The 24,396-nt window shown below is 72.3% G+C and carries 32 protein-coding genes and 1 pseudogene; 11 read left to right on the forward strand and 22 right to left on the reverse strand.

Features of this window, described 5'->3' with window-relative positions; all coding sequences use genetic code 11:
* Positions 1–13: 13 nt before the first annotated feature.
* From U6N30_RS00110 to U6N30_RS00135, 6 genes are all read right to left on the reverse strand, one after another.
* The gene (locus U6N30_RS00110; protein ID WP_324275638.1) at positions 14–220 is read right to left on the reverse strand and encodes a hypothetical protein; all 207 of its coding nucleotides are present in this window, start codon (positions 218–220) and stop codon (positions 14–16) included.
* A gap of 196 nt (positions 221–416) precedes the next feature.
* Positions 417–1,952 (reverse strand): pentapeptide repeat-containing protein, encoded by a 1,536-nt coding sequence (locus U6N30_RS00115; protein ID WP_324275639.1) that lies wholly within the window; start codon positions 1,950–1,952, stop codon positions 417–419.
* Between the two features lie 127 nt (positions 1,953–2,079).
* Positions 2,080–2,388 carry a hypothetical protein gene (locus U6N30_RS00120; protein WP_324275640.1) on the reverse strand — a complete coding sequence of 103 codons (309 nt, stop codon included), beginning with the start codon at positions 2,386–2,388 and terminating at the stop codon, positions 2,080–2,082.
* Positions 2,385–2,681: a hypothetical protein gene (locus tag U6N30_RS00125; protein ID WP_324275641.1), complete on the reverse strand. Its 297-nt coding sequence runs from the start codon at positions 2,679–2,681 to the stop codon at positions 2,385–2,387. Before U6N30_RS00125 ends, U6N30_RS00120 begins: the two co-directional genes overlap by 4 nt.
* Before the next feature lie 343 nt (positions 2,682–3,024).
* On the reverse strand, positions 3,025–3,894 hold the full coding sequence (gene cysC / locus U6N30_RS00130; RefSeq protein WP_324275642.1) for an adenylyl-sulfate kinase: 870 nt from the start codon (positions 3,892–3,894) through the stop codon (positions 3,025–3,027).
* A gap of 19 nt (positions 3,895–3,913) precedes the next feature.
* Positions 3,914–4,066, reverse strand: a complete 153-nt coding sequence (locus tag U6N30_RS00135; protein WP_324275643.1) for a VOC family protein — start codon at positions 4,064–4,066, stop codon at positions 3,914–3,916.
* A gap of 171 nt (positions 4,067–4,237) precedes the next feature.
* Here U6N30_RS00135 and U6N30_RS00140 point away from each other — a divergent pair, with 171 nt between their 5' ends.
* From U6N30_RS00140 to U6N30_RS00150, 3 genes are all read left to right on the forward strand, one after another.
* Positions 4,238–4,612 (forward strand): hypothetical protein, encoded by a 375-nt coding sequence (locus U6N30_RS00140; RefSeq protein ID WP_324275644.1) that lies wholly within the window; start codon positions 4,238–4,240, stop codon positions 4,610–4,612.
* 91 nt (positions 4,613–4,703) lie between these two features.
* The gene (gene rfbB, locus U6N30_RS00145; protein ID WP_324275645.1) at positions 4,704–5,699 is read left to right on the forward strand and encodes a dTDP-glucose 4,6-dehydratase; all 996 of its coding nucleotides are present in this window, start codon (positions 4,704–4,706) and stop codon (positions 5,697–5,699) included.
* Positions 5,696–7,561 (forward strand): SDR family oxidoreductase, encoded by a 1,866-nt coding sequence (locus tag U6N30_RS00150; RefSeq protein ID WP_324275646.1) that lies wholly within the window; start codon positions 5,696–5,698, stop codon positions 7,559–7,561. The genes rfbB and U6N30_RS00150 overlap by 4 nt, the downstream gene beginning before the upstream one ends.
* 430 nt (positions 7,562–7,991) lie before the next feature.
* Here the strand turns inward: U6N30_RS00150 and U6N30_RS00155 are convergent, their stop codons facing one another.
* Positions 7,992–8,450 carry a hypothetical protein gene (locus U6N30_RS00155; protein ID WP_324275647.1) on the reverse strand — a complete coding sequence of 153 codons (459 nt, stop codon included), beginning with the start codon at positions 8,448–8,450 and terminating at the stop codon, positions 7,992–7,994.
* 1,086 nt (positions 8,451–9,536) lie between these two features.
* Here U6N30_RS00155 and U6N30_RS00160 point away from each other — a divergent pair.
* Positions 9,537–9,740 (forward strand): hypothetical protein, encoded by a 204-nt coding sequence (locus tag U6N30_RS00160; protein ID WP_324275648.1) that lies wholly within the window; start codon positions 9,537–9,539, stop codon positions 9,738–9,740.
* Between the two features lie 88 nt (positions 9,741–9,828).
* On the opposite strand, the pseudogene cysC (U6N30_RS00170) reads toward U6N30_RS00160, so the two are convergent.
* The 7 genes and pseudogenes from cysC (U6N30_RS00170) to U6N30_RS00200 form a co-directional block, all read right to left on the reverse strand.
* Positions 9,829–10,712: pseudogene (gene cysC / locus U6N30_RS00170) on the reverse strand (adenylyl-sulfate kinase).
* Positions 10,670–11,725: a sulfate adenylyltransferase subunit 1 gene (locus U6N30_RS00175; RefSeq protein ID WP_324275651.1), complete on the reverse strand. Its 1,056-nt coding sequence runs from the start codon at positions 11,723–11,725 to the stop codon at positions 10,670–10,672. The pseudogene cysC (U6N30_RS00170) and the gene U6N30_RS00175 overlap by 43 nt, the downstream one beginning before the upstream one ends.
* An 85-nt stretch (positions 11,726–11,810) precedes the next feature.
* Positions 11,811–12,419, reverse strand: coding sequence for a sulfate adenylyltransferase subunit CysD (gene cysD, locus U6N30_RS00180; RefSeq protein ID WP_324275652.1), 609 nt, complete (start codon positions 12,417–12,419; stop codon positions 11,811–11,813).
* A 224-nt stretch (positions 12,420–12,643) separates the two neighbouring features.
* A complete protein-coding gene (locus U6N30_RS00185) occupies positions 12,644–12,976 on the reverse strand; it encodes an inositol monophosphatase family protein (RefSeq protein WP_324275653.1) in 333 nt (110 codons plus the stop codon).
* Complete coding sequence (locus U6N30_RS00190) at positions 12,973–13,446, reverse strand: inositol monophosphatase family protein (RefSeq protein ID WP_324275654.1); 474 nt, start codon at positions 13,444–13,446, stop codon at positions 12,973–12,975. Before U6N30_RS00190 ends, U6N30_RS00185 begins: the two co-directional genes overlap by 4 nt.
* 212 nt (positions 13,447–13,658) lie before the next feature.
* The gene (locus U6N30_RS00195; RefSeq protein WP_324278580.1) at positions 13,659–14,252 is read right to left on the reverse strand and encodes a sulfite exporter TauE/SafE family protein; all 594 of its coding nucleotides are present in this window, start codon (positions 14,250–14,252) and stop codon (positions 13,659–13,661) included.
* Positions 14,168–14,611: a sulfite exporter TauE/SafE family protein gene (locus U6N30_RS00200; RefSeq protein ID WP_324275655.1), complete on the reverse strand. Its 444-nt coding sequence runs from the start codon at positions 14,609–14,611 to the stop codon at positions 14,168–14,170. The genes U6N30_RS00195 and U6N30_RS00200 overlap by 85 nt, the downstream gene beginning before the upstream one ends.
* 292 nt (positions 14,612–14,903) lie before the next feature.
* On the opposite strand from U6N30_RS00200, the gene U6N30_RS00205 reads away from it, so the two are divergent.
* The 6 genes from U6N30_RS00205 to U6N30_RS00230 all read left to right on the forward strand — a co-directional run bounded on the left by U6N30_RS00205 (position 14,904) and on the right by U6N30_RS00230 (position 18,745).
* Positions 14,904–15,623: a sensor histidine kinase gene (locus tag U6N30_RS00205; RefSeq protein ID WP_324275656.1), complete on the forward strand. Its 720-nt coding sequence runs from the start codon at positions 14,904–14,906 to the stop codon at positions 15,621–15,623.
* Positions 15,624–15,646: 23 nt separating this feature from the next.
* The gene (locus U6N30_RS00210; RefSeq protein WP_324275657.1) at positions 15,647–16,276 is read left to right on the forward strand and encodes a response regulator transcription factor; all 630 of its coding nucleotides are present in this window, start codon (positions 15,647–15,649) and stop codon (positions 16,274–16,276) included.
* 70 nt (positions 16,277–16,346) lie between these two features.
* The gene (locus U6N30_RS00215; RefSeq protein WP_324275658.1) at positions 16,347–16,994 is read left to right on the forward strand and encodes a response regulator transcription factor; all 648 of its coding nucleotides are present in this window, start codon (positions 16,347–16,349) and stop codon (positions 16,992–16,994) included.
* A gap of 415 nt (positions 16,995–17,409) precedes the next feature.
* Positions 17,410–18,003 carry a nucleoside-diphosphate sugar epimerase/dehydratase gene (locus U6N30_RS00220; RefSeq protein ID WP_324275659.1) on the forward strand — a complete coding sequence of 198 codons (594 nt, stop codon included), beginning with the start codon at positions 17,410–17,412 and terminating at the stop codon, positions 18,001–18,003.
* On the forward strand, positions 18,000–18,359 hold the full coding sequence (locus U6N30_RS00225; protein ID WP_324275660.1) for a hypothetical protein: 360 nt from the start codon (positions 18,000–18,002) through the stop codon (positions 18,357–18,359). The genes U6N30_RS00220 and U6N30_RS00225 overlap by 4 nt, the downstream gene beginning before the upstream one ends.
* On the forward strand, positions 18,269–18,745 hold the full coding sequence (locus U6N30_RS00230; protein ID WP_324275661.1) for a sugar transferase: 477 nt from the start codon (positions 18,269–18,271) through the stop codon (positions 18,743–18,745). Before U6N30_RS00225 ends, U6N30_RS00230 begins: the two co-directional genes overlap by 91 nt.
* Here U6N30_RS00230 and U6N30_RS00235 read toward each other — a convergent pair.
* The 5 genes from U6N30_RS00235 to U6N30_RS00255 all read right to left on the reverse strand — a co-directional run bounded on the left by U6N30_RS00235 (position 18,679) and on the right by U6N30_RS00255 (position 22,166).
* Positions 18,679–19,146 (reverse strand): hypothetical protein, encoded by a 468-nt coding sequence (locus U6N30_RS00235; protein WP_324275662.1) that lies wholly within the window; start codon positions 19,144–19,146, stop codon positions 18,679–18,681. The genes U6N30_RS00230 and U6N30_RS00235 overlap by 67 nt on opposite strands.
* Positions 19,116–19,964, reverse strand: coding sequence for a hypothetical protein (locus U6N30_RS00240; RefSeq protein WP_324275663.1), 849 nt, complete (start codon positions 19,962–19,964; stop codon positions 19,116–19,118). The genes U6N30_RS00235 and U6N30_RS00240 overlap by 31 nt, the downstream gene beginning before the upstream one ends.
* A 20-nt stretch (positions 19,965–19,984) precedes the next feature.
* Entirely contained in the window at positions 19,985–20,617 is a 633-nt protein-coding gene (locus U6N30_RS00245; RefSeq protein WP_324275664.1) for a glycosyl hydrolase family 28-related protein, read from the reverse strand.
* On the reverse strand, positions 20,614–21,468 hold the full coding sequence (locus U6N30_RS00250; RefSeq protein WP_324275665.1) for a hypothetical protein: 855 nt from the start codon (positions 21,466–21,468) through the stop codon (positions 20,614–20,616). The genes U6N30_RS00245 and U6N30_RS00250 overlap by 4 nt, the downstream gene beginning before the upstream one ends.
* 560 nt (positions 21,469–22,028) lie before the next feature.
* Positions 22,029–22,166: a hypothetical protein gene (locus U6N30_RS00255; protein WP_324275666.1), complete on the reverse strand. Its 138-nt coding sequence runs from the start codon at positions 22,164–22,166 to the stop codon at positions 22,029–22,031.
* Between the two features lie 90 nt (positions 22,167–22,256).
* Between U6N30_RS00255 and U6N30_RS00260 the strand changes: the two genes are divergently transcribed.
* Complete coding sequence (locus U6N30_RS00260; protein ID WP_324275667.1) at positions 22,257–22,409, forward strand: hypothetical protein; 153 nt, start codon at positions 22,257–22,259, stop codon at positions 22,407–22,409.
* Positions 22,410–22,701: 292 nt separating this feature from the next.
* Here the strand turns inward: U6N30_RS00260 and U6N30_RS00265 are convergent, their stop codons facing one another.
* From U6N30_RS00265 to U6N30_RS00275, 3 genes are read right to left on the reverse strand one after another with little or no spacing between them, the layout of a single operon-like run.
* The gene (locus U6N30_RS00265) at positions 22,702–22,890 is read right to left on the reverse strand and encodes a hypothetical protein (protein WP_324275668.1); all 189 of its coding nucleotides are present in this window, start codon (positions 22,888–22,890) and stop codon (positions 22,702–22,704) included.
* Positions 22,872–23,747 (reverse strand): phosphotransferase, encoded by an 876-nt coding sequence (locus U6N30_RS00270; RefSeq protein WP_324275669.1) that lies wholly within the window; start codon positions 23,745–23,747, stop codon positions 22,872–22,874. Before U6N30_RS00270 ends, U6N30_RS00265 begins: the two co-directional genes overlap by 19 nt.
* Complete coding sequence (locus U6N30_RS00275) at positions 23,744–24,376, reverse strand: nucleoside/nucleotide kinase family protein (RefSeq protein WP_324275670.1); 633 nt, start codon at positions 24,374–24,376, stop codon at positions 23,744–23,746. The genes U6N30_RS00270 and U6N30_RS00275 overlap by 4 nt, the downstream gene beginning before the upstream one ends.
* Between the last annotated feature and the right edge of the window lie 20 nt (positions 24,377–24,396).

The following is a 24,396-nucleotide window of genomic DNA, read 5'->3' on the forward strand; positions in this document are numbered from 1 at the left end:
GCCGGGCGTGCGCTCAGTGCGGGATCCAGGCGGACACCCGCCGCCAGTGCTCCTCCACGAGGCCTTCGACGCTCACGAAGCGGGTGTCTTCGGCCTCTGGGTCCGGTGGACGCCCCGGTGTCGAGATCTGCCGGGCGATCCGTTCGGCCTGCGCGTCGTCGTCGGCGCTGAAGACGTAGATCACGTCGTCCGGTCCCGCCAGGACCCGGTACATCGGCATGCGCACTCCCCGTTGCTGCCCTCGGGCAGTCGCCGACGGGTGTGCTCCACCCGCGGCGAGAGTCAGCGCTGAAGCCTGGGAACGGGAGTAGGACGTCCAGTGGCGGCGTCGTCTCCACTGCCCTTGGAGGCGGCGCCGTCCCAGGCAAAGTAGGCGCTACCGACTGGTAGGGCGCCGGTGCCGACAGTTATGTGGGCTACCTCACATGGAGGACGTGCTCGAGGACCTGGCGGGCGCACTCGTCGACGCTGCGGCCGGCGGTCTCGACGGTCACCTCGGCGTCGGTGGGCGTCTCGTACGGGTCGCTGATCCCGGTGTGCGTCGGGATCTCCCCGCGCCGTGCCTTGGCGTAGAGGCCCTTGCGGTGGCGGGCCTCGCAGTCGGCCAGCGACGTCGCCACGTGCACCAGCACGAAGCTCCCACTCTGGAGAACGGCGATGGCGAGCACCCGGAGTGCACGCCGTAGCGAAAGGGAGCCGCGGGGCCGGACGGCAGTGACGCGGTAGGTCGATAGCCGCGCTTCACAGGGGTCGGGCAAGCCCTCCGCCCCCAGGATCTGGGCGCCGTCCCAACGGTTGGCGCCAAGGTGGGCGCCGGTCAGGTTGGCCAGACGAAGGTCGGCATTACGGAAGTCGACACCGCGTAGATCCGCTTTGCAGAAGTTTGCTTCCTTCAGCAGAGCTCCCTGGAATATCGAGTCCGTGAGTACCGCACCCTCGGCTTTCAGCGAGCAACACAGGGCCCCGCTGAAATCGCAATCGCCGAACGTGGCTCCACCAAGCTCGGCTGACGTGAGATCTGCTCCGGCGAAGTGGACGTCGGAACCAGTGGCACCCTCGAGGCGCGCCTTGTAGAGGTTTGCCGCACCCAGATCCGCGTTGCTCAGGTGTGCCTCGTGCAGGAGGGCTCCTCGGGCGTCGACCTCTCGCAAGTCTGCAGAGGACAGGTCCACCCCGCGCAGGTCTGCCAGGGCCAGGTCGGCTCTGAGGAGAGCTGCGCCGTGCAGATCCGCTCGAGGTAGGTCGATCCCGCGCAGCGACAGGGTCGCCAGGTTGATGGGCTTCGACGCCACGCGTTTCCAGAGGCCGTCTGACACCAGGATGGTGAGGGCTTGCTGGACTTCGTGCCCGACGGTGCGCTGCGCCGGGGTCGTCGTCGCATGACGTCGTGATCTGTCCGACGACGCTGCCTCGCTGCCTCGGTCGAGGTCATCAGCCAGGACGGCTGAGTCTTCTCGCGCCCCTCGCGTGACCTCGTAGACGAAAGCAAGCAGAACATGCGCGACAGAGCGCGAGAACCGGTCGTCGGCACTGACCTGCTCCAACGTGTACACGCCACCCAGTCGGACTGCGCTGCTCTCGGCTCCGAGGTTGTCCACACTCTTGGCGAACCGGTCGGTGGTCTGGCCCAGGCGGACGACTGCGATCTGGCGCCAGGCGAAGAACGCCGTGGTGAGCAGAGCCGCCCCACCGATTGCCTGCACCAGAGTGTTGCGGACGGCGTTGCGTGCACCTGCGTACGCGACCTGGGTCGCCGTTCGTTCGCTAGCGGTCATCGACTGCAGATCGGCCACGGAAGGAGCCGGGCGGGCGAGCACGCCTGGTGCCCACACGATCGCCCAGACCAGGAAGACGGCCACTGCCAGGCCGGCGAAGCCCCACGTCGCGATCGGCTTCCAGTGGAGGCGCGCGAAAGTGAGAGACCGACGGCCAGATTCGGTCAACTCGGGCACGTGCTTCATGAAGTACCGGCGAGTTGCCAGCCACGCGTCCTCGCCCTCGCTCCGCCCCGAGAGTTCGGTGTGTCCAGCTATGGGGCCGCCCGTGGGACCCGCAGGCTCCCTCCCGATGGATGCGGCCTCATCTCTTCACCTCGGTGGCCAAGTATCGCCCGATGTGGTAGGAGGCCGGGAGGCAGCGCTTCTTCAAGACATCCACAAGCACCACGCCGACGGCAACGATCGCTCGGTCAGCAGTCTCCAGTGCTGCAGCATTGCGGCGACGCTGACGCACGTCCCACCATGCTGCCTCCGAGAGTGATTCGCGGACGGTCGTGACGGCCTCTTCCAGGTAACCGGCCAAGGTGTCGACGGACCGGCACCACTGTGCGGCGGAATTGTCTGGACGGATCGACCGGAGCGCGTCCTCCAGGGCAGCCCGATCCTTCACGCCACCGATGCGCTCGAGAAGTTCCTGCTCGACCTCCAGGATTTTTTCTGCTTCTCGACAGACAGGGGCGCGACAGCACCGACGTCCCCGACCAGTGGATCCACCAGATCCCGGACTCTGCCGCTGGTGAGCAGTCCCAGCGCCTTGCCCAGTGCCGCGTTGCACGTGGCCACGTCATGGGGACGCGTTCGATTGGCTTCGCGCAGTCGGCGCAGCGCACCGAACAACGGAGAGAGGTCGACCTCGGGATCGCTCGTCACGTCGCGCCCCCTGATCTGCGGCGGCGCCAGCATCTCAGGGGCCGACGTCTCCGTGAAGGGCTGCGGAGATGGGGGCGAGCCCACCCACACTCAGCTACCCGCCATCAACTCCGGTGCAGCATCGACGTCCTGCGCGAGACGGCCGTGACGGGTCCGTCCGCACTGCGGCCGGCCGATCAGTTTTGCTACGGGTCTGCGAGGAGCGCGTGCCGAGGACGTTCCGTGCCGGCTCGTCGTGGACTCCGATCGATCGAGGAGGCCTCGTCGACGAGGGGCGCCGGGTGCCGGGTGCCGGGGGCGACAGACAGTCGCATCTCGGGCCTGCGCCTGCGCCCCCGACTGCCTCCCGACTGGTTCGGTGGGTGCGAAAGGATGGTCACCGAGTGGCTGGCTCAGTCCCTCGCACGTGGTCGAGGACCTGCTGGGCGCACTCGTCGACGCTGCGGCCGGCGGTCTCGACGGTCACCTCGGCGTCGGTGGGCGTCTCGTACGGGTCGCTGATCCCGGTGAACGTCGGGATCTCCCCGCGCCGCGCCTTGGCGTAGAGGCCCTTGCGGTCGCGGGCCTCGCAGTCGGCCAGCGACGTCGCCACGTGCACCAGCACGAAGCTGCCCGGCCCCGCCTGCGCCTCCACCTCGCGGCGCACCGCCTCGCGCACCTCGGCGTACGGCGCGATCGGCGCGCACACCGCGATCCCGCCGTGCTTGGCGATCTGCGCGGCCACCCAGCCGATCCGCAACACGTTCGTGTCGCGGTCCTCGCGGGAGAACCCGAGGCCGGCCGAGAGGTGGTGCCGCACCTCGTCGCCGTCCAGCAGCGTGACGGTCGAGCCGCCCTCGACGAGCAACTCCACCACGCGCGCGGCGATCGTCGACTTCCCGGCGCCCGACAGCCCGGTGCAGAACACCACCCGGCCGCCGGTGCGGTGGGGGAGATGCCCAGCCCGCTGCCGGCCAGGCTCGCCCCGTACGCGGCGGCCAGGTCCGCGACCGGCATCTCCGGAAGGCCCGGCGACAACGGCACCGGAACGACGACGACCTCGCGGCCCCCGGCGCGCGCCGGGGCCCAGGCGCCCGCCCGGGCCGACAGCTCGGCCGCATCGGGAGTCGTTCCGGCGGCGGTCAGCAGCACCAGCAGCCGGTCGGGCAGCGCCGACAGGTCCTCCGGCGGGTCGTCCACCCAGGCGGCGGGGTAGTGCCAGCCGCGCACGCGCAGCCGCGCCGCCACCGCGGCCGGCGCCTCCCACCGGGGCACCTCCACCACGGTCAGCGTCCCGCCGTCGGACGTGGCGACCAGCACCCCTGTGCGTCCTCGTACTCCGCGGCCGGCGGCAGCTCCGGCAGGCCGTCGAGGCCGAACCCGTAGCGGGCGACGGCGGCCACCTGGGCGTCGCTGAGCCGGAGGCGGGGTGCAGGCATGCGGTCATCTTGCCGGGCACCACCCCGGCGGTGCGTCATCCCCGAGAGGTCGGCGTCCCCCGAGGAGGGAGTGCTCGTTGCGGTGCGCTCCCGGCGCGAGGAGCCTGGGACCGTGCTCCTCCTCCCGGGAACCGGCCCCACCGCGGCCGCGCCGACCCCGGGAGCCGCCCGATGAGCGACCTGGTCGACCCCCGCGCCGAGCTGTCCGCCGTCCGCCGCGTGAGCACTCCCGACGTCGTCATCTCCTCGGCCGGCGGGCACGAGGTGCGGCTGCTGCTGGTCACCGAGTGGCTGGAGAGCATCTCCTTCCACCTCTCCTGGCCCTGGCTGCTCGACGACGTGCACGCCAGCGTCCGGCAGGCCTACCGGCTCGAGGACGCCTCCGGTCGCAGCCTCCCGGTGCTCGACTCCCGCGTGATGCCGCTGGCCGGGCGGATGAACGAGGTCACCTACTTCGACACCGCGAGCCTGGACCGGCCGCAGACCCTCGAGCTCCGGCTGCGCTGTCGCCTGCCGGAGCCGGTCGAGGTGCCGTTCGGCGGCTGAGCCGCTCTCCCAGGACGACGGCCTCCCGACGGCTGCAGCGGCGATGGGGCAGACTCTGCTCCGTACATTGCCGAACAGTCAGGGAGCACCCGTGCGTCTGCTCGTCACCGGTGGAGCCGGATTCATCGGCGCGAACTTCGTCCACTACACGCTGCGTGAGCACCCCGAGCACACGATCACCGTGCTCGACGCGCTCACCTACGCCGGCAACGAGGCCTCGCTCGCCCCGGTGCGCGACCGGATCGAGTTCGTGCACGGCTCGGTGGCCGACGCGGCGCTGGTCGACGAGCTGGTCGGCCGCAGCGACGCCGTCGTCCACTTCGCCGCGGAGAGCCACAACGACAACTCGCTGAACGACCCGTCGCCGTTCCTGACGACCAACATCATCGGGACGTACACGATCCTGGAGGCGGTCCGGAAGCACGGCGTCCGGCTGCACCACATCTCCACCGACGAGGTCTACGGCGACCTGGAGCTCGACGACCCGAAGAAGTTCACCGACCAGACGCCGTACAACCCCTCGAGCCCCTACTCCTCGACGAAGGCCGGCTCGGACCTGCTGGTGCGGGCCTGGGTGCGCTCGTTCGGCATCACCGCCACCATCTCGAACTGCTCCAACAACTACGGGCCCTACCAGCACATCGAGAAGTTCATCCCGCGGCAGATCACCAACGTGCTCGCCGGCCTGCGCCCCAAGCTGTACGGCAAGGGCGAGAACGTGCGCGACTGGATCCACGTCGACGACCACAACTCCGCGGTGCACGCGATCCTGGAGAAGGGCCGCTCCGGCGAGACCTACCTGATCGGCTCCGACGGCGAGAAGAACAACCGCGAGGTGCTCTCGCTGATCCTGGAGCTGCTGGGCCAGCCCGGCGACGCCTACGACCACGTCGTCGACCGCGCCGGGCACGACCTGCGCTACGCCATCGACGCCAGCAAGCTGCGCGACGAGCTGGGCTGGAAGCCCCGGTTCACCGACTTCCGCGACGGGCTGGCGGCGACCGTCGACTGGTACCGCGAGAACGAGTCGTGGTGGGGCCCGCTCAAGCAGCAGGTCGAGGCGAAGTACGCCGCCCAGGGCCAGTGACCACCCTCATCCTCGGCGCCGGCGGCCAGCTCGGCCGGGCGCTGCAGCAGCAGTTCCCCGACGCCGTCGCGCTCGACCGTTCCCGGCTCGACGTCACCGACCCCGCAGCCGTGCGCAACTACTCGTGGGCCGACGTCGACGTCGTCCTCAACGCCGCCGCCTGGACGGCGGTCGACGCCGCCGAGGACCCGGCCAACCTCGACGCCGTCCGCGCCGCCAACGTCGAGTCCGTCGGCTACCTGGCCCGGGCCGTGCGCACCTGCGGGGCGACCCTCGTGCACATCTCCAGCGAGTACGTGTTCGACGGCAAGCACGAGGGCCCGCACCCCGAGGACTGGCCGGCCAACCCGCTGTCGGTCTACGGCCAGAGCAAGGCCGACGGCGACGTCCAGGCCGGCTACGTCACCAAGCACTACCTGATCCGGACGACGTGGGTCGTCGGCGAGGGCGGCAACTTCGTGCGGACCATGGCCGGGCTGGCCGACCGCGGCGTCTCGCCGACCGTGGTCGACGACCAGATCGGCCGGCCCACGTTCACCCCCGACCTGGCCGCCGGCATCGCCCACCTGCTCGGCACCCGGGCGCCGTTCGGCACCTACAACCTGACCAACGGCGGCGAGCCGGCGTCCTGGGCCGACGTCGCCGCGGCGGTCTTCGCCGCGCGCGGCCGGTCGGCCGACGACGTCGGGCGGACCAGCACCGAGGCGTACTTCGCCGACAAGCCGCAGGCGGCGACCCGGCCGCTCAACAGCGTGCTCGACCTGTCGAAGATCACCGCGGCCGGCTTCACCCCCGCGACTGGCGCGAGGCCCTCGCCGAGTACCTGGCCGCCTAGCTCCGCGGCGCGACGGACCCGAGGCCGCGTGCGGGCAGGGGCGCTGCACGCCCGGACGTCGTGCGCCATCAGCGCGTCAGTGGCCGACGGCACCTCCGTTCGGCCGCGCGCGACGGGTTCTCTTCCGCCGCGCCCGCCGGATGCTGTTCGCGACCGGATCGCCCGGCCGGGCGGGGACCGGCTCCGAGGGGCAGGCCGTCCGGTTCCGGCCCGTGGTGGGCCGAGCCGGAGGGAAGCCGGGAACGTCGCGGACCGGCGCCGAGACCCACAGCACCTCGACGTCCCGCCGCCGAGTGTGCCCCTCGCCCGGAAGGGTCTGGGACCGGCTCAGCCGACGCAGACAGAGGCCGGTGATCACGCCGAGCGGCAGGACGAGCGCCGCCCAGAGGAGGACCGCCGTCCAGATCCAGTCCATCCGCCGCCCGTCTTCCAGCAGCACTGCCGGCCGCGATCGCTCCACACCGGTCCGCCCAGTCTGCGCCGGTGGCATCTGCGCACGCGCGACGACAGGCCCGTCGAGAGCCGGTGCCTGAGGCAGGTACGGAGGGGCGGAGCCGAGTGTCGTCGGGCTGTCGCCCTCCGGTACCGACCCCCGTCGACACGGCGGGCTGCGCGATCGAGCCCGGTCGCGTGGTCAACCGCCACGCGGCCGGAACAGCGACAGCCTCCCCGCAGGACGTCCAGCAGGCCGGGGAGCTCGTCGAGGGCGAGGCGGTGCAGCAGCCGTCCGAGGGGGTGGGCCGGACCCCCGTCCGTGCCGCAGGCGGCGACTGCCCGTCCGCGGACGTCGTCCGGAAGCGCAGCGACGAGGCGGCGCGCCACGGTGCGTCGACCGGGCGGACGAGCGCGGGTCCGGAGCTGGTCAGCCGGACGGCGAGACCGATCACCAGGAGGAGCGGCGCCAGCAGCACGACCAGGAGCCCAGCAGCGATCCGCTCGGCCGGCCGGGGATGCCGGATCAGTGCGCCGGCAACCGCCAGCAGCAGGCCGACGGCGAGCACCGCGACGACTACCACGGAACCGGTGACCAGGCCGCCGCCGCCGGCGATTACCGCGATCCGTCCGGCGGTGACCAGCACACGCCGACGAGCTGCCCGCCCGCGCAGGTCCGCGCCGGCGGACGGCGGCAGGCAGCCGGCCGACGGCGGCAGGCAGGAGGCGCTGTGCGCCACGCGGCCCGGCGGTCGCCGGCGCGGTGCGGCCGCAGCGGGGACACCGCCATCCGGGTGGGCCCCGGAGCGGTGGGGTGCCGCAATCTCGGCGGACGACGGCGCGGGTGGTTCACGCCTTCGCGATCTCTCATCGGGTTCACAGCCCTCACGCGCGCACATCGGCGCGCAGACACGAGCAGTCGGTAGGAGCAGGTCGACTCCCGAGGGAGCCGGAGGGGCGGGCGGCACGGCGGGTGGCTGCGTGCTGCCGGGCGCCGGAGCGGCACCGTCGCGGGCGGTCGCCGCCTAGTCCGGCCGCGCGCCCGGCGAGCTGGCGCCGGCCGGTACGCGGCAGATCTGCATGACGGCCCGCGTCCACGCCCGGCTCTGCGTCGCGATCAGCGCGTCGTCGAGCACGGCCAGCTCGTCGAGCCCGCCTCCGTAGCCCGGGCCGGAACTGCTCACCGATGCGCTGACGCATCCCGCGGCGACCGGAGGAGAGGGCGCGGCAGGTGCGGGTGCGACGGGACTCTGCGCCGGTCGGATCGGCGACTGCGGGAGCTTCTCGGACGAGCCTGTGCCGTCGGGGGCGACCGGACGCCGGTCCGGAACTCCCAGGGGCGCGGCGTGGATTTCGTGCCGGTCACCGGCCCGCGCCGCGGCCGCGGCGAACGTGGCTGCGGTCGCGGGCGCGCAGATCGCGTCGTCCGTGGACATGGGCTCGCCGGGACGGGCGGGGATGACGGCGGCGTCGTGAGCGACCATCGGCACGGGCGGGGGAGCCGGCTCGGCCGCTGCGGGTGCCGGGGGCTCGGCTCGGCCGCAGCCGACGCTTCCGCGGTCGGGTCCGCGGTCGGGTCCGGGGTCGCGGATTCGGGGGTGAGGGATTCGGGAGCGGGGACGTCGAGGGCGGGGACGTCGAGGGCGGGGAGCCGAGGGCGAAGGGGTCGATGGGGTCGGGGTCGATCAGCTCGGGGGCGAGGGCGTCGAGGGCGCTGAACCCGGACGTGTCTGGTTCCGCGGCGAGGGGATCGGCGGTGTCGGGTCGGGCTGCGCCGGCATCGTTCGTCGCGGGCGCGTCCCCGGGCGAGGAAGCCGTGGCGTCGGCGTCGGCGTCGGCGTCGGCGTCGGCGTCCGAGCCGTCCCCTGCTGCCGGGACCGGTCCGGAGGCGTCGCCTCGTGGGCCGGTGGACCCGCCGTCAGGCTCGCTGCCCATGTCCGGCACGGCAACGGGTGCGGGTGCGGGGGTCGGCGCCGGGCCTTCGTCGGCGGGAGGAGGGGAGGAGGCCTCGGCGTCCCCAGGTGGCGCGTCCGGGAGCGCCCCGGCGGGCGGAACGGAGGTGCTCTCCCCGGCGACCGCGCCACCTGTGGGATCGCCCGCCTGCGAGGGCCAGCGGCCTGGGAGATCGCGGCGGCCGGAAGGGCCTCCGGCTGGTGGTGTGCTGCGTCGTCCGCACGGGCCTCGCCGGCGGTGACGACCAGCACGGCCAGCCCGCAGGCCACCAAGCCCAGGAGCAGCAACGCCGACCGGATGCAGGACCTCCACGGGAGGACGACCGGCGCCAGTCCAGGATCCCTGGATCTCACACCGCTGCCGCCGACCACTGACGCCCCGCTCCCGTCCGCGTGGTTCAGCCCGCCCCGGGCCTCACTGCGTCGTCGTCCACCATCTTCCGGGCGCACGCTCCGGGCAACCCCTGGGGCGACGGCGGGCCGACGTCCCGGCAGGCGGTGACCGAGTGTGATCGGAGCTGCGCCGATGTACTCCCTGCTGCCGCTGGGCACGGCACCGGAGGCGCCGCCGCGTGGCGGCCACGCCCACCGATGCCGCCGTGGAACTACCCTTCGCTCATGGCGAGGGTCGTCGCCGATGTGGTCGAGGGCAGCAGCTCCCCGGGCCGTCGGCCGGTGACGGCTGATGGAGCCGCGCAGCTACCGCGAGATCCGGTCGGCTCGCTTCCCCGGGGGCTTCCGGACCGCACCGACCTGACGGTCATCGAGGCGTTCGACGACGCCTGGCTGCTCATCGAGCACGCGCAGGAGTCGCCGAAGTGACGGGGGTGGCCGAGGACTACCACGCCGCCCGTGAGTGGCTGCTCCAGGAGGCGGTGCCGCCCGACCGGCCGTGACACCGCCGGGGGCGCTAGCGGAGCACCCCGAGATCACGCAGCGCGTCGACCACCTGCGTGGCCGCGTCCTCGAGGCTCGTGGCCGTCGTGTCGAGGTGGATCTCCGGCGCCTCGGGTGCCTCGTAGGACGAGTCGATACCGGTGAAGTTGGCGAGCTCACCGCGACGCGCCTTCTGGTACAGGCCCTTCACGTCGCGTTCCTCGGCCACGGCGAGGGCGTGTCCACGAACACCTCGCAGAACTCGCCGTCGTCCACCATGTCGCGGGCCATCCGCCGTTCCGACCGGAACGGGGAGATGAACGACACCAGGACGACGAGACCCGCGTCGACCATCAGCTGCGACGCCTCGGCCACCCGCCGGATGTTCTCCACGCGATCGGCGTCGGTGAACCCCAGGTCCTTGTTCAGCCCGTGCCGGACGTTGTCGCCGTCCAGCAGCGTGGTGTGCACGCCGAGCGCGTGCAGCCGCTTCTGCACCAGGTTCGCGATGCTCGACTTCCCCGCACCCGAGACGCCGGTGAACCAGACCACGCAGGGCCGGTGCCCCTTGAGCTCGGCCTGCGCCGCCTTGTTCACCTCGAGCTGCTGCCAGTGGATGTTCTGCGAGCGGCGGAGCGCGAAGTGCAGCATGCCCGCGCCGACCGTGGCGTTGCTGAGCCGGTCGATGAGCACGAAACCGCCCATGTCCCGGTTCTCCGCGTAGGGGTCGAAGGCGATCGGCCGGTCGAGGTTGAGGTTGCACACCCCGATCTCGTTCAGCGCCAGCGTGGTGGCCGCGGCGTGCTCGAGGGTGTTGACGTCGATCCGGTACTTGGGCCGGCCCAGCGATGCCGGCACCGTCCGCGTGCCGAGCTTCAGCAGGTAGGGCCGACCCGGCAGCATCTCCTGCTCGGCCATCCAGACGACGTGCGCCTCGAACTGGTCGGCGGAGCCCGCGGGGAGTCCGCCGCGCACAGGACGTCGCCCCGGCTGACGTCGATCTCGTCGGCGAGGGTGAGGGTCACCGACTGCTCGGCGACGGCCTCGGCGAGGTCGTCGTCCATCGTGACGATGCGCGTGACAGTGCTCTGCTGGCCCGACGGCACGACCCGGACCCGGTCACCGACCCTGATGCGGCCGCCCACGATCACCCCGGCGAAGCCGCGGAAGTCGTGGCCGGGGCGGTTGACCCACTGGACCGGCATCCGGAACGGCCCGTCCTGGGTGCGCTGCCCCACGGGCACGGTCTCGAGGTACCCCAGCAGGGTGGGCCCGTGGTACCAGGGCGTGCGCGGGCTCGGCTCGGTGATGTTGTCGCCCCGGAGCGCGGACATCGGGATGCAGACGACGTCGGTCAGCCCCACCTGGGCGGCGAAGTCCCGGTACGCCGCCTCGATCTCCTCGAAGACGTCGCGCGAGTAGTCGACCAGGTCGAGCTTGTTCACCGCGACGACGATCTTCCGGATGCCCAGGAGCGAGACCAGGTAGCTGTGCCGGCGGGTCTGCGTGAGCACGCCCTTGCGCGCGTCGATGAGGATCACCGCGGCCTCGGCGGTCGACGCCCCGGTGACCATGTTGCGCGTGTACTGCTCATGGCCCGGGGTGTCGGCGACGATGAACTTCCGCTTCTCGGTGGCGAAGAACCGGTAGGCCACGTCGATCGTGATGCCCTGCTCCCGCTCGGCGGCCAGCCCGTCCACGAGCAGCGCGAAGTCCAGCTCGCCGCCCTGCGTCCCGGTCTTGGAGTCGGCCTCCAGCGCGGCGAGGTGGTCCTCGAAGACGAGGTGCGACTCGTAGAGCAGCCGACCGATGAGGGTGGACTTGCCGTCGTCGACGCTGCCGCAGGTGATGAAGCGCAGCATCGTCTTGTGCTGGTGGGCGTCCAGATAGGACTCGATGTCCTCGGCGATCAGCTCCGACGGGGCGGTCATCAGAAGTAGCCCTCCTGCTTCTTCTTCTCCATCGACCCGGTGGAGTCGTGGTCGATGACCCGCCCCTGGCGCTCCGACGTGGTGGTCAGCAGCATCTCCTGGATGACCGCCTGGAGGGTGTCGGCGGTGCTCTCGACCGCGCCGCTGAGCGGATAGCAGCCGAGGGTGCGGAACCGCACGCTGCGCAGCTGCGGCTCCTCGCCGTCGTGGAGGGGAAGCGGTCGTCGTCCACCATGATCAGTGCCCCGTCGCGCTCCACGACGGGCCGCGGCACCCCGAAGTAGAGCGGCACGATGGGGATGTCCTCGAGGTAGATGTACTGCCAGACGTCGAGCTCGGTCCAGTTCGACAGCGGGAAGACGCGGAGGCTCTCGCCGACGTCGTGCCGCACGTTGTACGTGCGCCACAGCTCGGGCCGCTGCTGCTTGGGGTCCCAGCGGTGCTGCGCGGAGCGGAGTGAGAAGACGCGCTCCTTGGCCCGGGACTTCTCCTCGTCGCGGCGGGCGCCGCCGAACGCGAGGTCGAACCGGTGCTCGTCCAGCGCCTGCTTCAGGCCCTGGGTCTTCCACATGTCGGTGTGCACCGCCGACCCGTGAGTGAACGGGTTGATGCCGAGCTCGATGCACTCCGGGTTCTGGTGGACGAGCAGCTCGATGCCCAGCTCGGCGGCCGTCTTGTCCCGGAACTCGTACATCTGCTTGAACTTCCACGTCGTGTCGACGTGCAGCAGGGGAACGGCGGCAGCGCCGGGAAGAACGCCTTCCTCGCCAGGTGCAGCATCACCGAGCTGTCCTTGCCGATCGAGTAGAGCATCACCGGGCGCTCGCTCTCCGCGACCGCCTCCCGCAGGACGTGGATGCTCTCGGCCTCCAGGCGCTGCAGGTGCGTGAGCGTGTCGGTCACCGTCGTCCCCCGTCGTCACCGGACATCCCGCTGCACCCGGCCGATCGTGGCGAGGAGCTGATCGGCCACCTCGGGCCGGCACACCACCAGATCGGGCAGGTACGGATCGGGCTGGTTGTAGCGCAGCGGCGTCCCGTCGAGCCGGGACGTGTGCAGGCCGGCCGCGCGGGCGACGGCGACCGGAGCTGCCGAGTCCCACTCGTACTGGCCGCCGCCGTGCACGTAGAGGTCGGCGTCGCCGCGGACGACAGACGCCACCTTGAAGCCCGCCGACCCCATGGCGACCAGGTCGGCGCCGAGGGCCTCGGCCACGGCCGTGGCGATCGCCGGTGGCCGGCTGCGACTCACCGCCATGCGCAGGGGGCGTCCGGATCCCGGGGAGGGACCGCGGGCGCCGGTTCCGTCGCCAGCACCGCGCCCAGCCCGGGCAGTGCCACGGCGCCGGCCGTCAGCTCGCCGTCCTGCCACAGCGCCACGTGCACGGCCCAGTCGTGCCGGCCCTCGGAGTACTCCCGGGTGCCGTCGAGGGGATCGATGATCCAGACCCGCGCGGCATCGAGGCGGGCGCGGTCGTCGGTGGCCTCCTCCGACAGCACGGCGTCCGCGGGCCGGGCGGCGGACAGCCCGGCGGCCAGCACCTGCTGGGCGGTCTGGTCGCCTCGCTGCTTGACCTCGTCGCCGGAGCGATCGGCCAGCTCGTGCCGCAGCTCCAGGAGCCGCTGCCCGGCGGTCCGGGCGAGCGCGACCGCCAGGCCGGTGTCGGACGGGCCGTGCCCGGCTGACGGCGGCGGGCCGGGCACGTGCGGCTCGTGGCGCATCGGCGTCCTTCTGCTCGGGTCTGCCGGTGGGGCGGACGACGGTCTCCCGGAAGGAGCCGCTACCGCCGCGCCATCGTGCATGCCGGTCCCCCGCCCGACCAGGCACTTGCTCCTCCGGGCGGGGAGCCGCCCGGCCACAGCGGCGCGACGGCCGGGACTCGCCGCCCCGTCGGCACACGCCGTGCCCGGCCCGCTACCGCGATCGAGCGTTCTCATCCTCCGGCGACCGCCGCGCGCCGCCGCCGGCGCTGCTGCCACGCCAGCGGAGCCTCACCGTGCCGGACGCGCACCCATGCCCAGGCCGCTGCTCCACCGATGATCGCCGTCGTCACCACCGCCAGGACCACCGGCGTCGAGGCACCCAGCAGCTTGGTCCCGGACGCCAGCAGGACGATCGCGAGCGCGCGCCGGACGAGGCCGCCCGGCGAGCGGGAGGACACGCGCGCCCCGAGCCAGACGCCCGGGATGGCGCCGACCAGGACGCTGCCGGTGATCCCCAGGGCGAAGTCCCCGAAGAGCAGGTGTCCGAGCGAGGCCGACGCCACCAGCGGAACGGCCTGCACCAGGTCGGTGCCCACCAGCTGCCCGGCTTTGATGGCCGGGTAGAGCAGCAGCAGGGCGACGATCATCAGGGAACCGGCGCCGACGGAGGTCATCCCCACGACGACGCCACCACCGGCGCCGACCAGCAGCGTCGATAGGCGGTTCACCCGGACGTCGGTCAGCGTCCGCTCCGGGAGATCCCGCGCACCTGCGGCCCGGCGTCGTTCCCGCTCCCGGAGCTTGAGGTAGCTCTTCGCCGCCATCGCCAGGGACGCGAGCACGAGGACGGCACCGAGGGCCACCAGCAGGAACTCCTGCACGCCGCCGTCCCCCCGATCCACCGGAGCAGGAGGACGCCCGCGAACGCGCCGGGGACCGAGCCGAGGCACAGCCAGGCCACCAGGCCGAGGTGCACCGTGCCCCGCCGCAGGTGCACGAAGCCGCCGATCGGCTTCATGAACAGGCTGGCCACGACGTCGCTCGAGACTGCGGTCAGCGGCGGGACGCCGAAGAAGAACACCAGGATCGGCGTCATGAGGGCGCCGCCGCCCATGCCGGTCAGGCCGACGACCATGCCGACCAGCAGGCCCGCGACGGCGATCGACGGATCCCACCAGTCCATGTGTCCCCCGATTGGCCGGCTCCGGACCTCGACGCTCCGGCGATGCGCCGGCGCGAGGGCTGTGACCATAGGGCTCACCTGGCCTCGGGGGCAGGGGTTCGCCGCTGACCGTGGACAACAGGGTCAGGAACGCTCCGACGGTCCCCCGGTCGCCCACGCGTTGTACGACGTCGGATGCGTGGGGTGATCCGGAGTCGGCGCGTCGGCTCCTTCCGTTCCCTCGCATTCATCCCCGGTTCACTCGGCGGTCGCCTGCTCTACGGTCCGCCCGGACGAGAGTCGCCGAGCGTTCGTGCTGGTGACCGGGGGCGGGATGGCGCACGGAATGCGACCTCGATGTGATGACGTGGCCGACGAGGCCGATCAGCGCGTCGAACAGACGCTGAAGGTGCTTGCGCACGAGATCCGCCAGCCGCTGGCGGCGATCTTCGCCCTGGCCGAGGCGGCGCGCACCCGACCGGACGTCCCGGCCGAGGTGCAGAGCCAGCTGGCCCGCATCATCGAGCAGACGCAGGAGCTCACCGAGGTGACGCGGAGCGTCGTCGACCCGCAGGCGTGCGCGGATCCGCAGCGCCTGGGCGAGGTCGACGCCGATGAGGTCGTCGAGTCCGTGCTGGACGCCTTCGCCCTCACCTGGACCGGCACGCTCGACCGGAGCGGACACTGCGGCGAGCTGCCGGTGGTCGGCCACCGCGCGGCGCTGCGCCGCTGCCTGGTCAACGTCCTCGACAACGCGGTCCGCGCGGCCGGGCCGGCCGGGCGGGTCGTGGTGACGACCCGGCGCACGCCGGCCACGGTCAAGGTCCTGGTGGAGGACGACGGGCCCGGTTTCGGCAAGGTGCCCGGACGCACCGGGCTGGGCCTCGAGATCACCCGGCAGGTGCTGGCGGACATGGGCGGCGAACTGGTGGTGGGGCTGCCCGGGCGGGGCGGGGGCGGATCCGTCGCGCTGGTCCTCCGGGCGGCGGCGGCCGAGCTGCGCCGTGCCGACCGGCCGGTGCGGGTCGTCTGATCCGACGGGCTGGGGGAGCGGGCGTGCGGGTGCTGCTGTGCGATGACCACCGCCTGTTCGTGGAGCCGTTGTCCGCGGTCCTGGTGGCGCGGGGGCACGAGACGCGTGTCGTGACCACGCTCGCCGGAGCGGTGCGGGCCCTCGACGACTTCGAGCCGGAGCTGTGCGTCATGGATCTGCGCCTGCCGGACGGCAGCGGTCTCGACGGGGTGGCCGCGCTCCACCGGCGCCGCCCGGCGTGCCCCGTCGTCGTGCTCTCCGGGTCCGTCGACCGGCGGGATGCGGCGGCAGCCGTGACTGCGGGAGCTGCCGGTTTCCTCAGCAAGGCGCAGCCGATGAGCGCCGTCCTCGACGCGCTCGACCGGCTCGGCGCCGGCGAGCAGCTGGCTCCGGCGTCATGGGCGTTCCAGGACGCCGAGCCCGACGAACACCGTCGCGTGCGGGAACTGGTCGCCGGCCTGACCGGCCGCGAGCGGGAGGTGCTGCACCGGCTCGTGGAGGCTGCCGACACGCTGGAGATCGCTCGGGCGCTGGGCGTCGCGCCGAGCACCGCACGGACCCATCTGCAGAACGTGCTGCTGAAGCTGGGGGTGCACAGCCGTCTGCAGGCGGTCTCGCTCGTCGTCCAGGCCGGGATGGGCAGGGAACCGTGAGCTGCGGACGGCCGCCATGCGGACCCCCGGCCCGCGGTCCGGCGGGCGGGTCGCGACCCTCCCGTGCCCGATGACCAGGCTGCTGCTGGCCGACGACCACCGGTCGTTCGTGGAGGTGCTCGCGGTGCTGCTCGGCGCCGAGCCCGACCTCCAGGTGGTGGCGGTCAGCCGGCCCGACGAGGCTCTGCGCGTCGGCCGGTCGGGCTCGATCGATGTCGCGGTCCTCGCCGTGGACGGTGCAGGCGGCGACTACCTGAGCACCGGTGAAGCGCTCCTGGCCGCGCGCCCGGACATCCGGCTGGTGGCCGTGGCGCAGGGATGCGACGTGGCGACGCTGGCGCGGGTGCTGCGGACCGGCTTCCGGGCGTGGGTGCCCAAGGCGGAGGGCGTGGATGCGTTGCTGGACGCCGTGGCGGCCGTCCTGCGTGGCGAGACGCACGTCCCGCCGCTCTTGCTCACCGAGCTGCTGGCGCACCTCTTCCGGGAGGAGGCGGAGGTGCGTACGGCCGAAACCCGTCTCGCCGCCCTCAGCACCCGGGAACGGCAGGTGCTGGAGGCCATGGCCCACGGCTGGAGCGGTGCCGAGATCGCCGAGGAGCTGGCCATCTCGCCCAACACGGTGCGCACGCACACGCAGAACATCCTCGCCAAGCTGGACCTGCACACGTCCCTCGCGGCGGTGGCCCTGGCCCGCCGCGCGGGCATCGCCGGACCCTGAGCTGCACGGATGAGAAGACGCCAGCGGGTAGTCACCTCCGCTGTCTTACGTACTCCGAATCATCACCGCGGCGGATCCGTTCACCCGCCGTTCCCCTAGCGTCGGCAGCCATTCATCCGTGAGCTCAGCGGACGTGGGGGACCATGACAACCGTCGTAGCCGGCTCCCGGCCGGACCCGGGCCACGTCCGTCCAGCCCCCGCGCTGATCCGCGCGTAGCCGACCGATGCTCCGTTACCAGGCGCTGCCCGATCGACCCGACGGCCCGGCCTCGGGGCGACGGGCCGCGGGCGCCGTCCGTGGCTGGCGCTGCGGAGCGCTCCTCGGCCGACGCCGGGAGCCGGCCGAGGACCTCGGCCGCCAGGCGGACCGTCATGCGCGGGAACACCGTGGCACTCCCGGACGGATCCGGATCGATGCCCGCGGACGATCCGTCCCGGCGACGGTCCCGCGCGCGCAACCGCTGGATCCCGGCGAGCCTCGTGGTCGGCGATCTCGCGGCCTTCGCAGCGGCGGTCGCGCTCACGTCCCAACCGTCGGCCAAGACGCTGATCCTGCTCTTCCTCATCCTGGCGCTCTTCCAGACCGGTGGGCTCTACCGGGCGCGGCTGAACCTGTCGGTCCTGGACGACGCCCCCGCCATCGTCGGACGCGCTCTCGTCGCGGGCGCCGCGGCGATGGTGCTCGGTGGGCTCGCCGACGGTGTCGCGGGGACGGCGCGCCTGGAGACCTGCGCGCTCTTCGGCGTCCTGAGCCTCGGGGTGCGGGCGGTGGTCTACAGCGGCATCCGGTCCGCCCGCCGCCGGCACCACCTGCGCCAGCGGACGCTCCTCCTGGGCGCCGGCAGTGTGGCCGGCAGGCTGGCGGAGACCCTCGTCAGCCATCCGGAGTACGGGCTGGACCCCGTCGGCATGCTCGACGACGACCCGCTGCTCGGCGACGACGAACGCTCGGTGCCGCTGCTGGGGGATCCGGCGATCTGTGCCAGGTCGTGCTGGAGAAATCCGTGAACGTCCTGATCGTCACCTACGGATCGCTGCGCGAGCCCCTGATGGTCCCGCTGCTCCGGACCTGCGACCGGCTCGCCTGCGAGATCTACTTCGTCCCGAGGCTCTACGAGGTGCACACCGTCACCCGGGACACCGAGGTCCTCTGGGGCGTGCCGCTGCTCCGCATGCGGCGAGCTCCGTTCCGGACGGGCACGTGGGCGGCCAAGCGGATCAGCGACGTCGTCCTCACGTCCGCCGTCCTGGTCCTGCTCGCCCCCTCCTGGCGGTGTGTGCGCTGGCCAGTCGCTGGGAGACGGGGTCGGCGCTCTTCCGTCAGACGCGCATCGGCCTCGACGGCAGGCCCTTCACCCTGCTGAAGTTCTGCTCGCTGAAGCCTGCCGAGTCCGAGGACACCACCATGTGGAACATCGGCGCCGACCTGCGGGTGGGTCCCGTGGGTCGGTGGCTGCGACGGCTCTCCCTGGACGAGCTGCCGCAGCTGTGGAACGTGCTGCGCGGGGACATGAGCCTGGTCGGCCCGCGACCGGAGCGGCCCTTCTTCGTCGACGAGTTCACCCGCCAGTTCCCCTGGTACCGGGCGCGCCATCGCGTGCCGGTGGGCCTCACCGGCTGGGCGCAGATCCACGGCCTGCGGGGCGACACCTCGATCGCGGACCGGGCCCACTTCGACAACTTCTACATCGAGAACTGGTCGATGTGGGGGACGTCAAGATCCTGCTGCGGACCGCCGGTCAGGTCCTGAGGGCCGCCGGCCGCTAGCCAGTGGCTGAGGTCGCGCGTGGGGCAGGCCGGGCCGGCGGGTGCGTTCCGCCGGCCCGGCCTCCTGTGGTCAGGGGAGACGTACAGCGGGAGGGTGGCCCGCGTGAAGTCCCTGAACGCCCGACCGACGACGACCTCCGAGCTGGTGACGCTGCCGACGCGGGTGCCGTTCACCACGTCGCTGACCCACTGGCCGGTGACCGCGGCACTGCGATAGACACCGGGGATCACGACGGACACCCGTGAGTCGGTCACGTCGTAGATCGCGGGTCCGGTCGTGGAGTTGAACCGGCCGGCGTCGGCCAGGTTGTCCCACGTACCGGCGAGGACCTCCAGCGTGCTGCCCGAGACCGTCAGGAACGGGTTGCCCTTGTCGTCGTGCATCTCCAGGTTGTCCCCGAAGAGCCAGACGGTGGCACCCCCGAGATCGCGGCACCCCGGCCCTCGCGGTTCAACTGCCGGGCGTAGACGCTGATCGGCCGATCGATGGTGAGCAGCCGCCCCGAGGCGTTGTCCACGAACACGGGACCGGTCGCGCTCGTGCCGTCGATGACCTCACCGGGGGTCGACCCGAGCGCCCCGACGTTCCGGACCACCATCGCGTCCGGCCCGTTCTGCTCGACGTCGATCGAGGCAGACGCGTTGCGCAACTCCACGAACGGAGAGGTGCTGTTGGCGACCGAGATCTTTCCGGTGTCGGCGCCGGCGACCCGCGAGCCCATGAAGTCGATGGCCTCGACGTTGCCTCGCACGATCACCGGCGTCTTGATCAGGTAGTCGCCGTAGGGGAGGTAGACGACCCGCTTGCCCGAGTCGATCGCGGCCTGGATCGCGGGACCGTCGTCGTCCGCCGGGTTGCCGGACGTGGCGTTGGCCTTCACCCAGTGGGTCAGGTCGTAGTCGCTGGACCGAGGCGCGATCGGGTGAGCCAGGTTGAGGCTCTGGACGGGACTGGTCTCCGTCCACGCGACCGAGGTGTTGCCGCGCCGGAAGTCCGCCGACCCCCACTCGGCGATCGCAGTCGTGCCCACGAACCGGTTCGCGGTGCCGGTCGTGATCAGGTTGCCCCATCCGGACGCCGTGATGTTGCGGACGTACAGGTAGCCGTCCGCTACGGCGCTCAGAGCCGTCCCGGAGCCAGGGCCGGTCAGGTCGGCGTCGATGAACTGGCCGACCGCCTGCGGCCCGGTGGCCTCGTACACCTTGGGGCTGCCGGTGACCGTCAGACCCTCGAACTGGAGGACGCGCCCCCGTTCTGGATGGCAACCGTTCGCTGGTTCCTCAGCGTGACGCTGGTGAAGACGACGTTGTTGACCGCCCCGTCATTGCCCCAGATCCCCACCGCGAAGCCGTCGATGGTGACGTCCTGGACGTGGGACGGGCCTGCGCCGTGCTCCACGGTCATGCCGCGCAGCCCGGAGTTGGCCGGCGCGCGCAGCGTCACCCGCTCCATGGCGCCGGAGTTGCATGCCGCCCACCGCAGGGCCACCGCGCCGGGGTTGCCGGAGCCGACGTCGATGGTCAGGTCCTTCACGTAGTTGGCGTATGCGGTGTTGTCGACACCGGTGGAGGCGGTCTGGATGCCGGGCCGGTAGACGTACTTCGGGGTGCTCGCCGAGCCGTACCCAGCGGCACCGTCCTTCAGCTTGAGGGTCGTGCTGCCCTCTCCCATCCCGACCAGCGCGATGGCGTTGCCGGGGGCGTGCAGGATGTCGGAGACGAGGCAGGTGCCGGACGGCAGGACCAGGGTCCGGAATGCGAAGCGGGTCTCCAGCGGATCGGAATCGGTCCTGGCGTGGTCGGCCAGCGCTTTCCGGATGGCCGCGGTGTTGTCGGTGGTGCCGTCGCACGTCACGTTGTAGGGCGCGGCAGCCAGGTCGATGACCCCGGAGTCGGCCGGGTACCGGACGCCGGCGCTCGACGCGGCAGGCCGAGGAGCGGGGGCCGGCTCGGTCGTCGCCTCGGGAGCCGGGACGGGCGCAGGCGTCGGCTCCGGCTCGGTCGTCGCCTCGGGAGCCGGGACGGGCGCCGGCGCCGGCTCCGGCGTCGGCTCCGGTGCCGGCTCCTGCTCGGCAGGGATTGCGCGTCCGCGCCGGTGGTCCACTCGACGTGCAGTGCGGGAGCCTTTCTCGCCCCGGTGTCGAAGCTCTCGGCCTCCCGGTTGCCGGAGCTCGTGCCGGTGATCATGACCGCGAGGGCGTTGCCGGAGGCCCAGCCCGGCCGGGACACGATCTCCTGCACGACGGCGGTCAGGTCGCTGGTCTGTTGCGCCGTACCGCGCTTGCCCGAGGACCAGGCCGCAGGCGACCACTCCGCCGAGGCCGTGGTCCTCGGGCGATCGGACACGTCAACCGGGGTGCGGGTGAAGGTGCCCGGGTTGTCCGCCGCCTGGCCGTGGATGGTCAGCGGCACCGGCGTCGAGGTGCTCTCGTCCGCGGTGAACTGCACGTAGGCCCGGGTGACCGTCGCCCCCGGCGGAATGGCCACCTGGGTGAATCGCAGGCCGACGGCCTGCTGCCTGCCCTTGTCGTTCAGCATCTCCAGGTCGGAGCTGTCGAGCACGGTGCCGTCGGACCGTTGCTCGGCATCGTCGGTGCTGGCCCGGACCCGGAAGGCTCCGCTGTCGGCCTGGGCGGACGGGCCGATGAGGACGATGCCGACGACGGCGAGGAGCGTGGTCAGGAGCAGGACGAGGGCGCGTTTCATGGGCATCCTTGGCTGGCGGGGGCGCAGGACCGTCAGGTCGCCCCCGACTCAGATGTCAGGGCTCAGCCGCAGGCGGTCGGTATGACCGCCCTGCTCGGAGGGCCGGACACTCTGAGTGATTGGACAAATTACATCGGTGACTTTGTGATGGTTGCACGTACGTTCGGCATCTATGAAGTCACGGTGAGTGCGCATCCACCCCACACGTCACAGCCGCCTCAGGCCTCACGGTGGTCAGCTGTGGGACGAGCGGCGCACCGCTGTGACCAGCGCCGAGGCCGTGGAGCTCACGGCTATGACGTGCATCACTGTCGAGGTGCATCCCGAGACCGGAGAGCATCGCGGTGGGCGCGCCGGCCTCGGTCGGGGAGCCGGAGCATCGGACAGGAGACGCGCCGGCGCAGCGGCCCCACCACGGACGCCGCCCTTGCCGGCGAGGCGTCGGCCGCGCGACGGTTTCGGAGCCGCGATGGAGGAGGAGGTCGCAACGTCCTGCCCAGCGGAGCCCGTCCTGGACCCCCGGCGCGTCGACGACAAGGCCTGCCGGTGTGCTCCCGACGTCAGAGGCGGTACAGGCGACGTCGTTCGGCTGCGAGCAGTTCCCGGGCCTCCGCGGCGGGCTGGAGGAGCTCCGAGTCGAGGTAGCGGTCCAGCCCCTCGAGCGACAGCTCCAGGACGCGATCCTGCTCACGGGCCAACCGGTCGAGGGTGACCCCGATCCGTCCGTCTCGCGCGGGCAGGGCGGCCCGGAGCGGCAGCCCCGACGCCTCGCCCTTGTGGTGGACGGCGTGGAAGGCCAGGGAATCGAGGTGATCGGCGGGGAGGGCACCTTGTACCTCCCGTGCAGCAGCACCGCCCGATCGAGCACCCGGAGCGCGAGCTTCCGGGAGAAGTACGGCGCGCCACCGAAATGGGTGCGCCCCCGGCCGCTGACCGAGTAGAGGTCGACCTTCTGGGCCGTCCTGAACGGTCGGTACGCACTCATGAGGGACTCGACGTGCGGGAGATCCTCGTCCGCGACGAGCAGGTCGATGTCATTGCCCGGTTCGACCGCGGGCAGGGTCTCGAACCACCGCAGGACGGCGTAGCGCACCCCGGCGTCCGTGAGGCCGCCCAGGAAGTCGTCGACGGAGAGCCCGGGGCGCAGGTAGCGCCTCGCGTTCGCGGGCGGCCGGCGGAGCAGGCGACGGACGGCGTGCTTCGCGGGCACGGGGATCCGGGAGGTCACCCGTCTCACGCAGCCGCCTCGCCGGCGTCGAGGAACGCGGACAGGCGTCGCGCGCTCTCCGACATCAGCACCCCCATGTGCCGGTCGATCGCCCGCTGACGGGCGTGCATGAGCTGCGGGGACCGGGCCAGCCGCGAGAAGTCGCGGCGCCGCCGCCAGCGCAGCACGTGCTGCTTCAGCAGTCGCAGCTCCATGACGGCCGTGTCGGTGTCCCCTCGCCGTACCCGGAGCGGAACGCCCGCTCGAGCTGCCACCGGAAGCGGCGCACGGGCCGCACGACCTGCCCCGGGACGAAGACCGAGTACGCGGAGAGGATGGCCAGGAATCGGGCCAGGTCGTCCTCGGGCAGCCCGACGTCGACCAGCGACGGGTCGATGATCGTGACCTGGTCGGCGGCGGTGAGGATCAGGTTGACCGGCGCGAAGTCGCCGTGCTGGACCACCCGGTCGCAGGTGACCTTGCGATTCGGGACGCCGGCGACGGCCGTGGCGACGTCCTCGGGCAACCCGAGCCCCGCCTCGCGCAGCACGGTGGCCTCGGTCTCGCGCACCTCGTCGGCGAGGTCGGCGAGGTCGATCACGGCTTCGTCCACCCGTGCGTGCCGGTGGAGTCGCCGGAGGGCGTCGCCGGCCGCGGTGGCCGCCGCGAGTGCCGGACCGGGCTGCAGGACGCCGCGCTGCACCGTGCGGCGGAAGGGCTGCCCGTGCACGTAGTCCATGACCACGGCGTCGAGCTCCTCGACGTAGGACAGCGGCCGCACCGCCGCGTGCCGGTCCTCCTCCTCGAACCAGCCATGGGCGAGCGTCAGCGCCCGGAACTGCTCGGTACTGGTCAGCGCCGGGGTGGCGTCGATCGCGGTGTTGCCCAGCACGGCCGTCTTGACCACGTACCGAGGCTGCTCGCCGGCCACGCCGAAGACGAAGACCGTGGACCGGGACCGGGTGATGGGCTCGGTGGCCAGCTCGAGGCGCTCGGGTGCCGTGTCGTCCAGAGCCCGCACGAGGGCGTCCCGTGCCTGGTCGATCTCGTCCTTCCCGACCTGTCTCCTCATGGCAGCCGGGTCCAGACCGTCTCGGCGACGTCGCGGGCCACGTCGCCGACGGGCCGCTCCGCGTCGACGACCACGGCGCCGAGCTCCCGGGCGGTGTCCGCGTAGATCTTCTGCTGCTGACGGAACGCGACGATGTTCCACTCGTCGGGGCGCCGGGCCACGTTCGTCTCCGGATCGACGGCCAGCAGGACCGCCACGTCGACCGTCGGGGCGATCGCCCGGAACAGCCGGCGTTCCATCCTGATGTCTGCGCCCCGGCGCACGCTGTACCAGTAGGTGTGCTTGACGTCGGCGTCCAGGACGAACCGGTCCAGCACCAGGACGTCGGTGCCGTGCCCCCGCCACACGCCGGCCCAGATCTTGGCGGCGTTCGAGAGCGCAGCGGACGTGATCCACAGGTGCTCGACCAGCCGCACGTGCGGGGGTACCGACCGTGGCCGCGCCGGCGTCGTCCCGCCGCCGCCCGGCCGTTTCTCCCGGGCGTCGGCGTGGACGTCGGCGTCGTCGGTCGGAGGACGGCGCCAGCCGGCGGCCCACGCCCGGATCGAGGTCGGCAGCGTCGGGCGCTTGGTGGTCGGGACCCACGCCCTCCCGGTCGGGATGCCGAGGGCGTCGAGCGTCTCGGTCAACCGGGCGGCCTGGGTGGACT

This window comes from Blastococcus brunescens (genome assembly GCF_035320885.1).
Classification (GTDB): Bacteria; Actinomycetota; Actinomycetes; order Mycobacteriales; family Geodermatophilaceae; genus Blastococcus_B; species Blastococcus_B brunescens.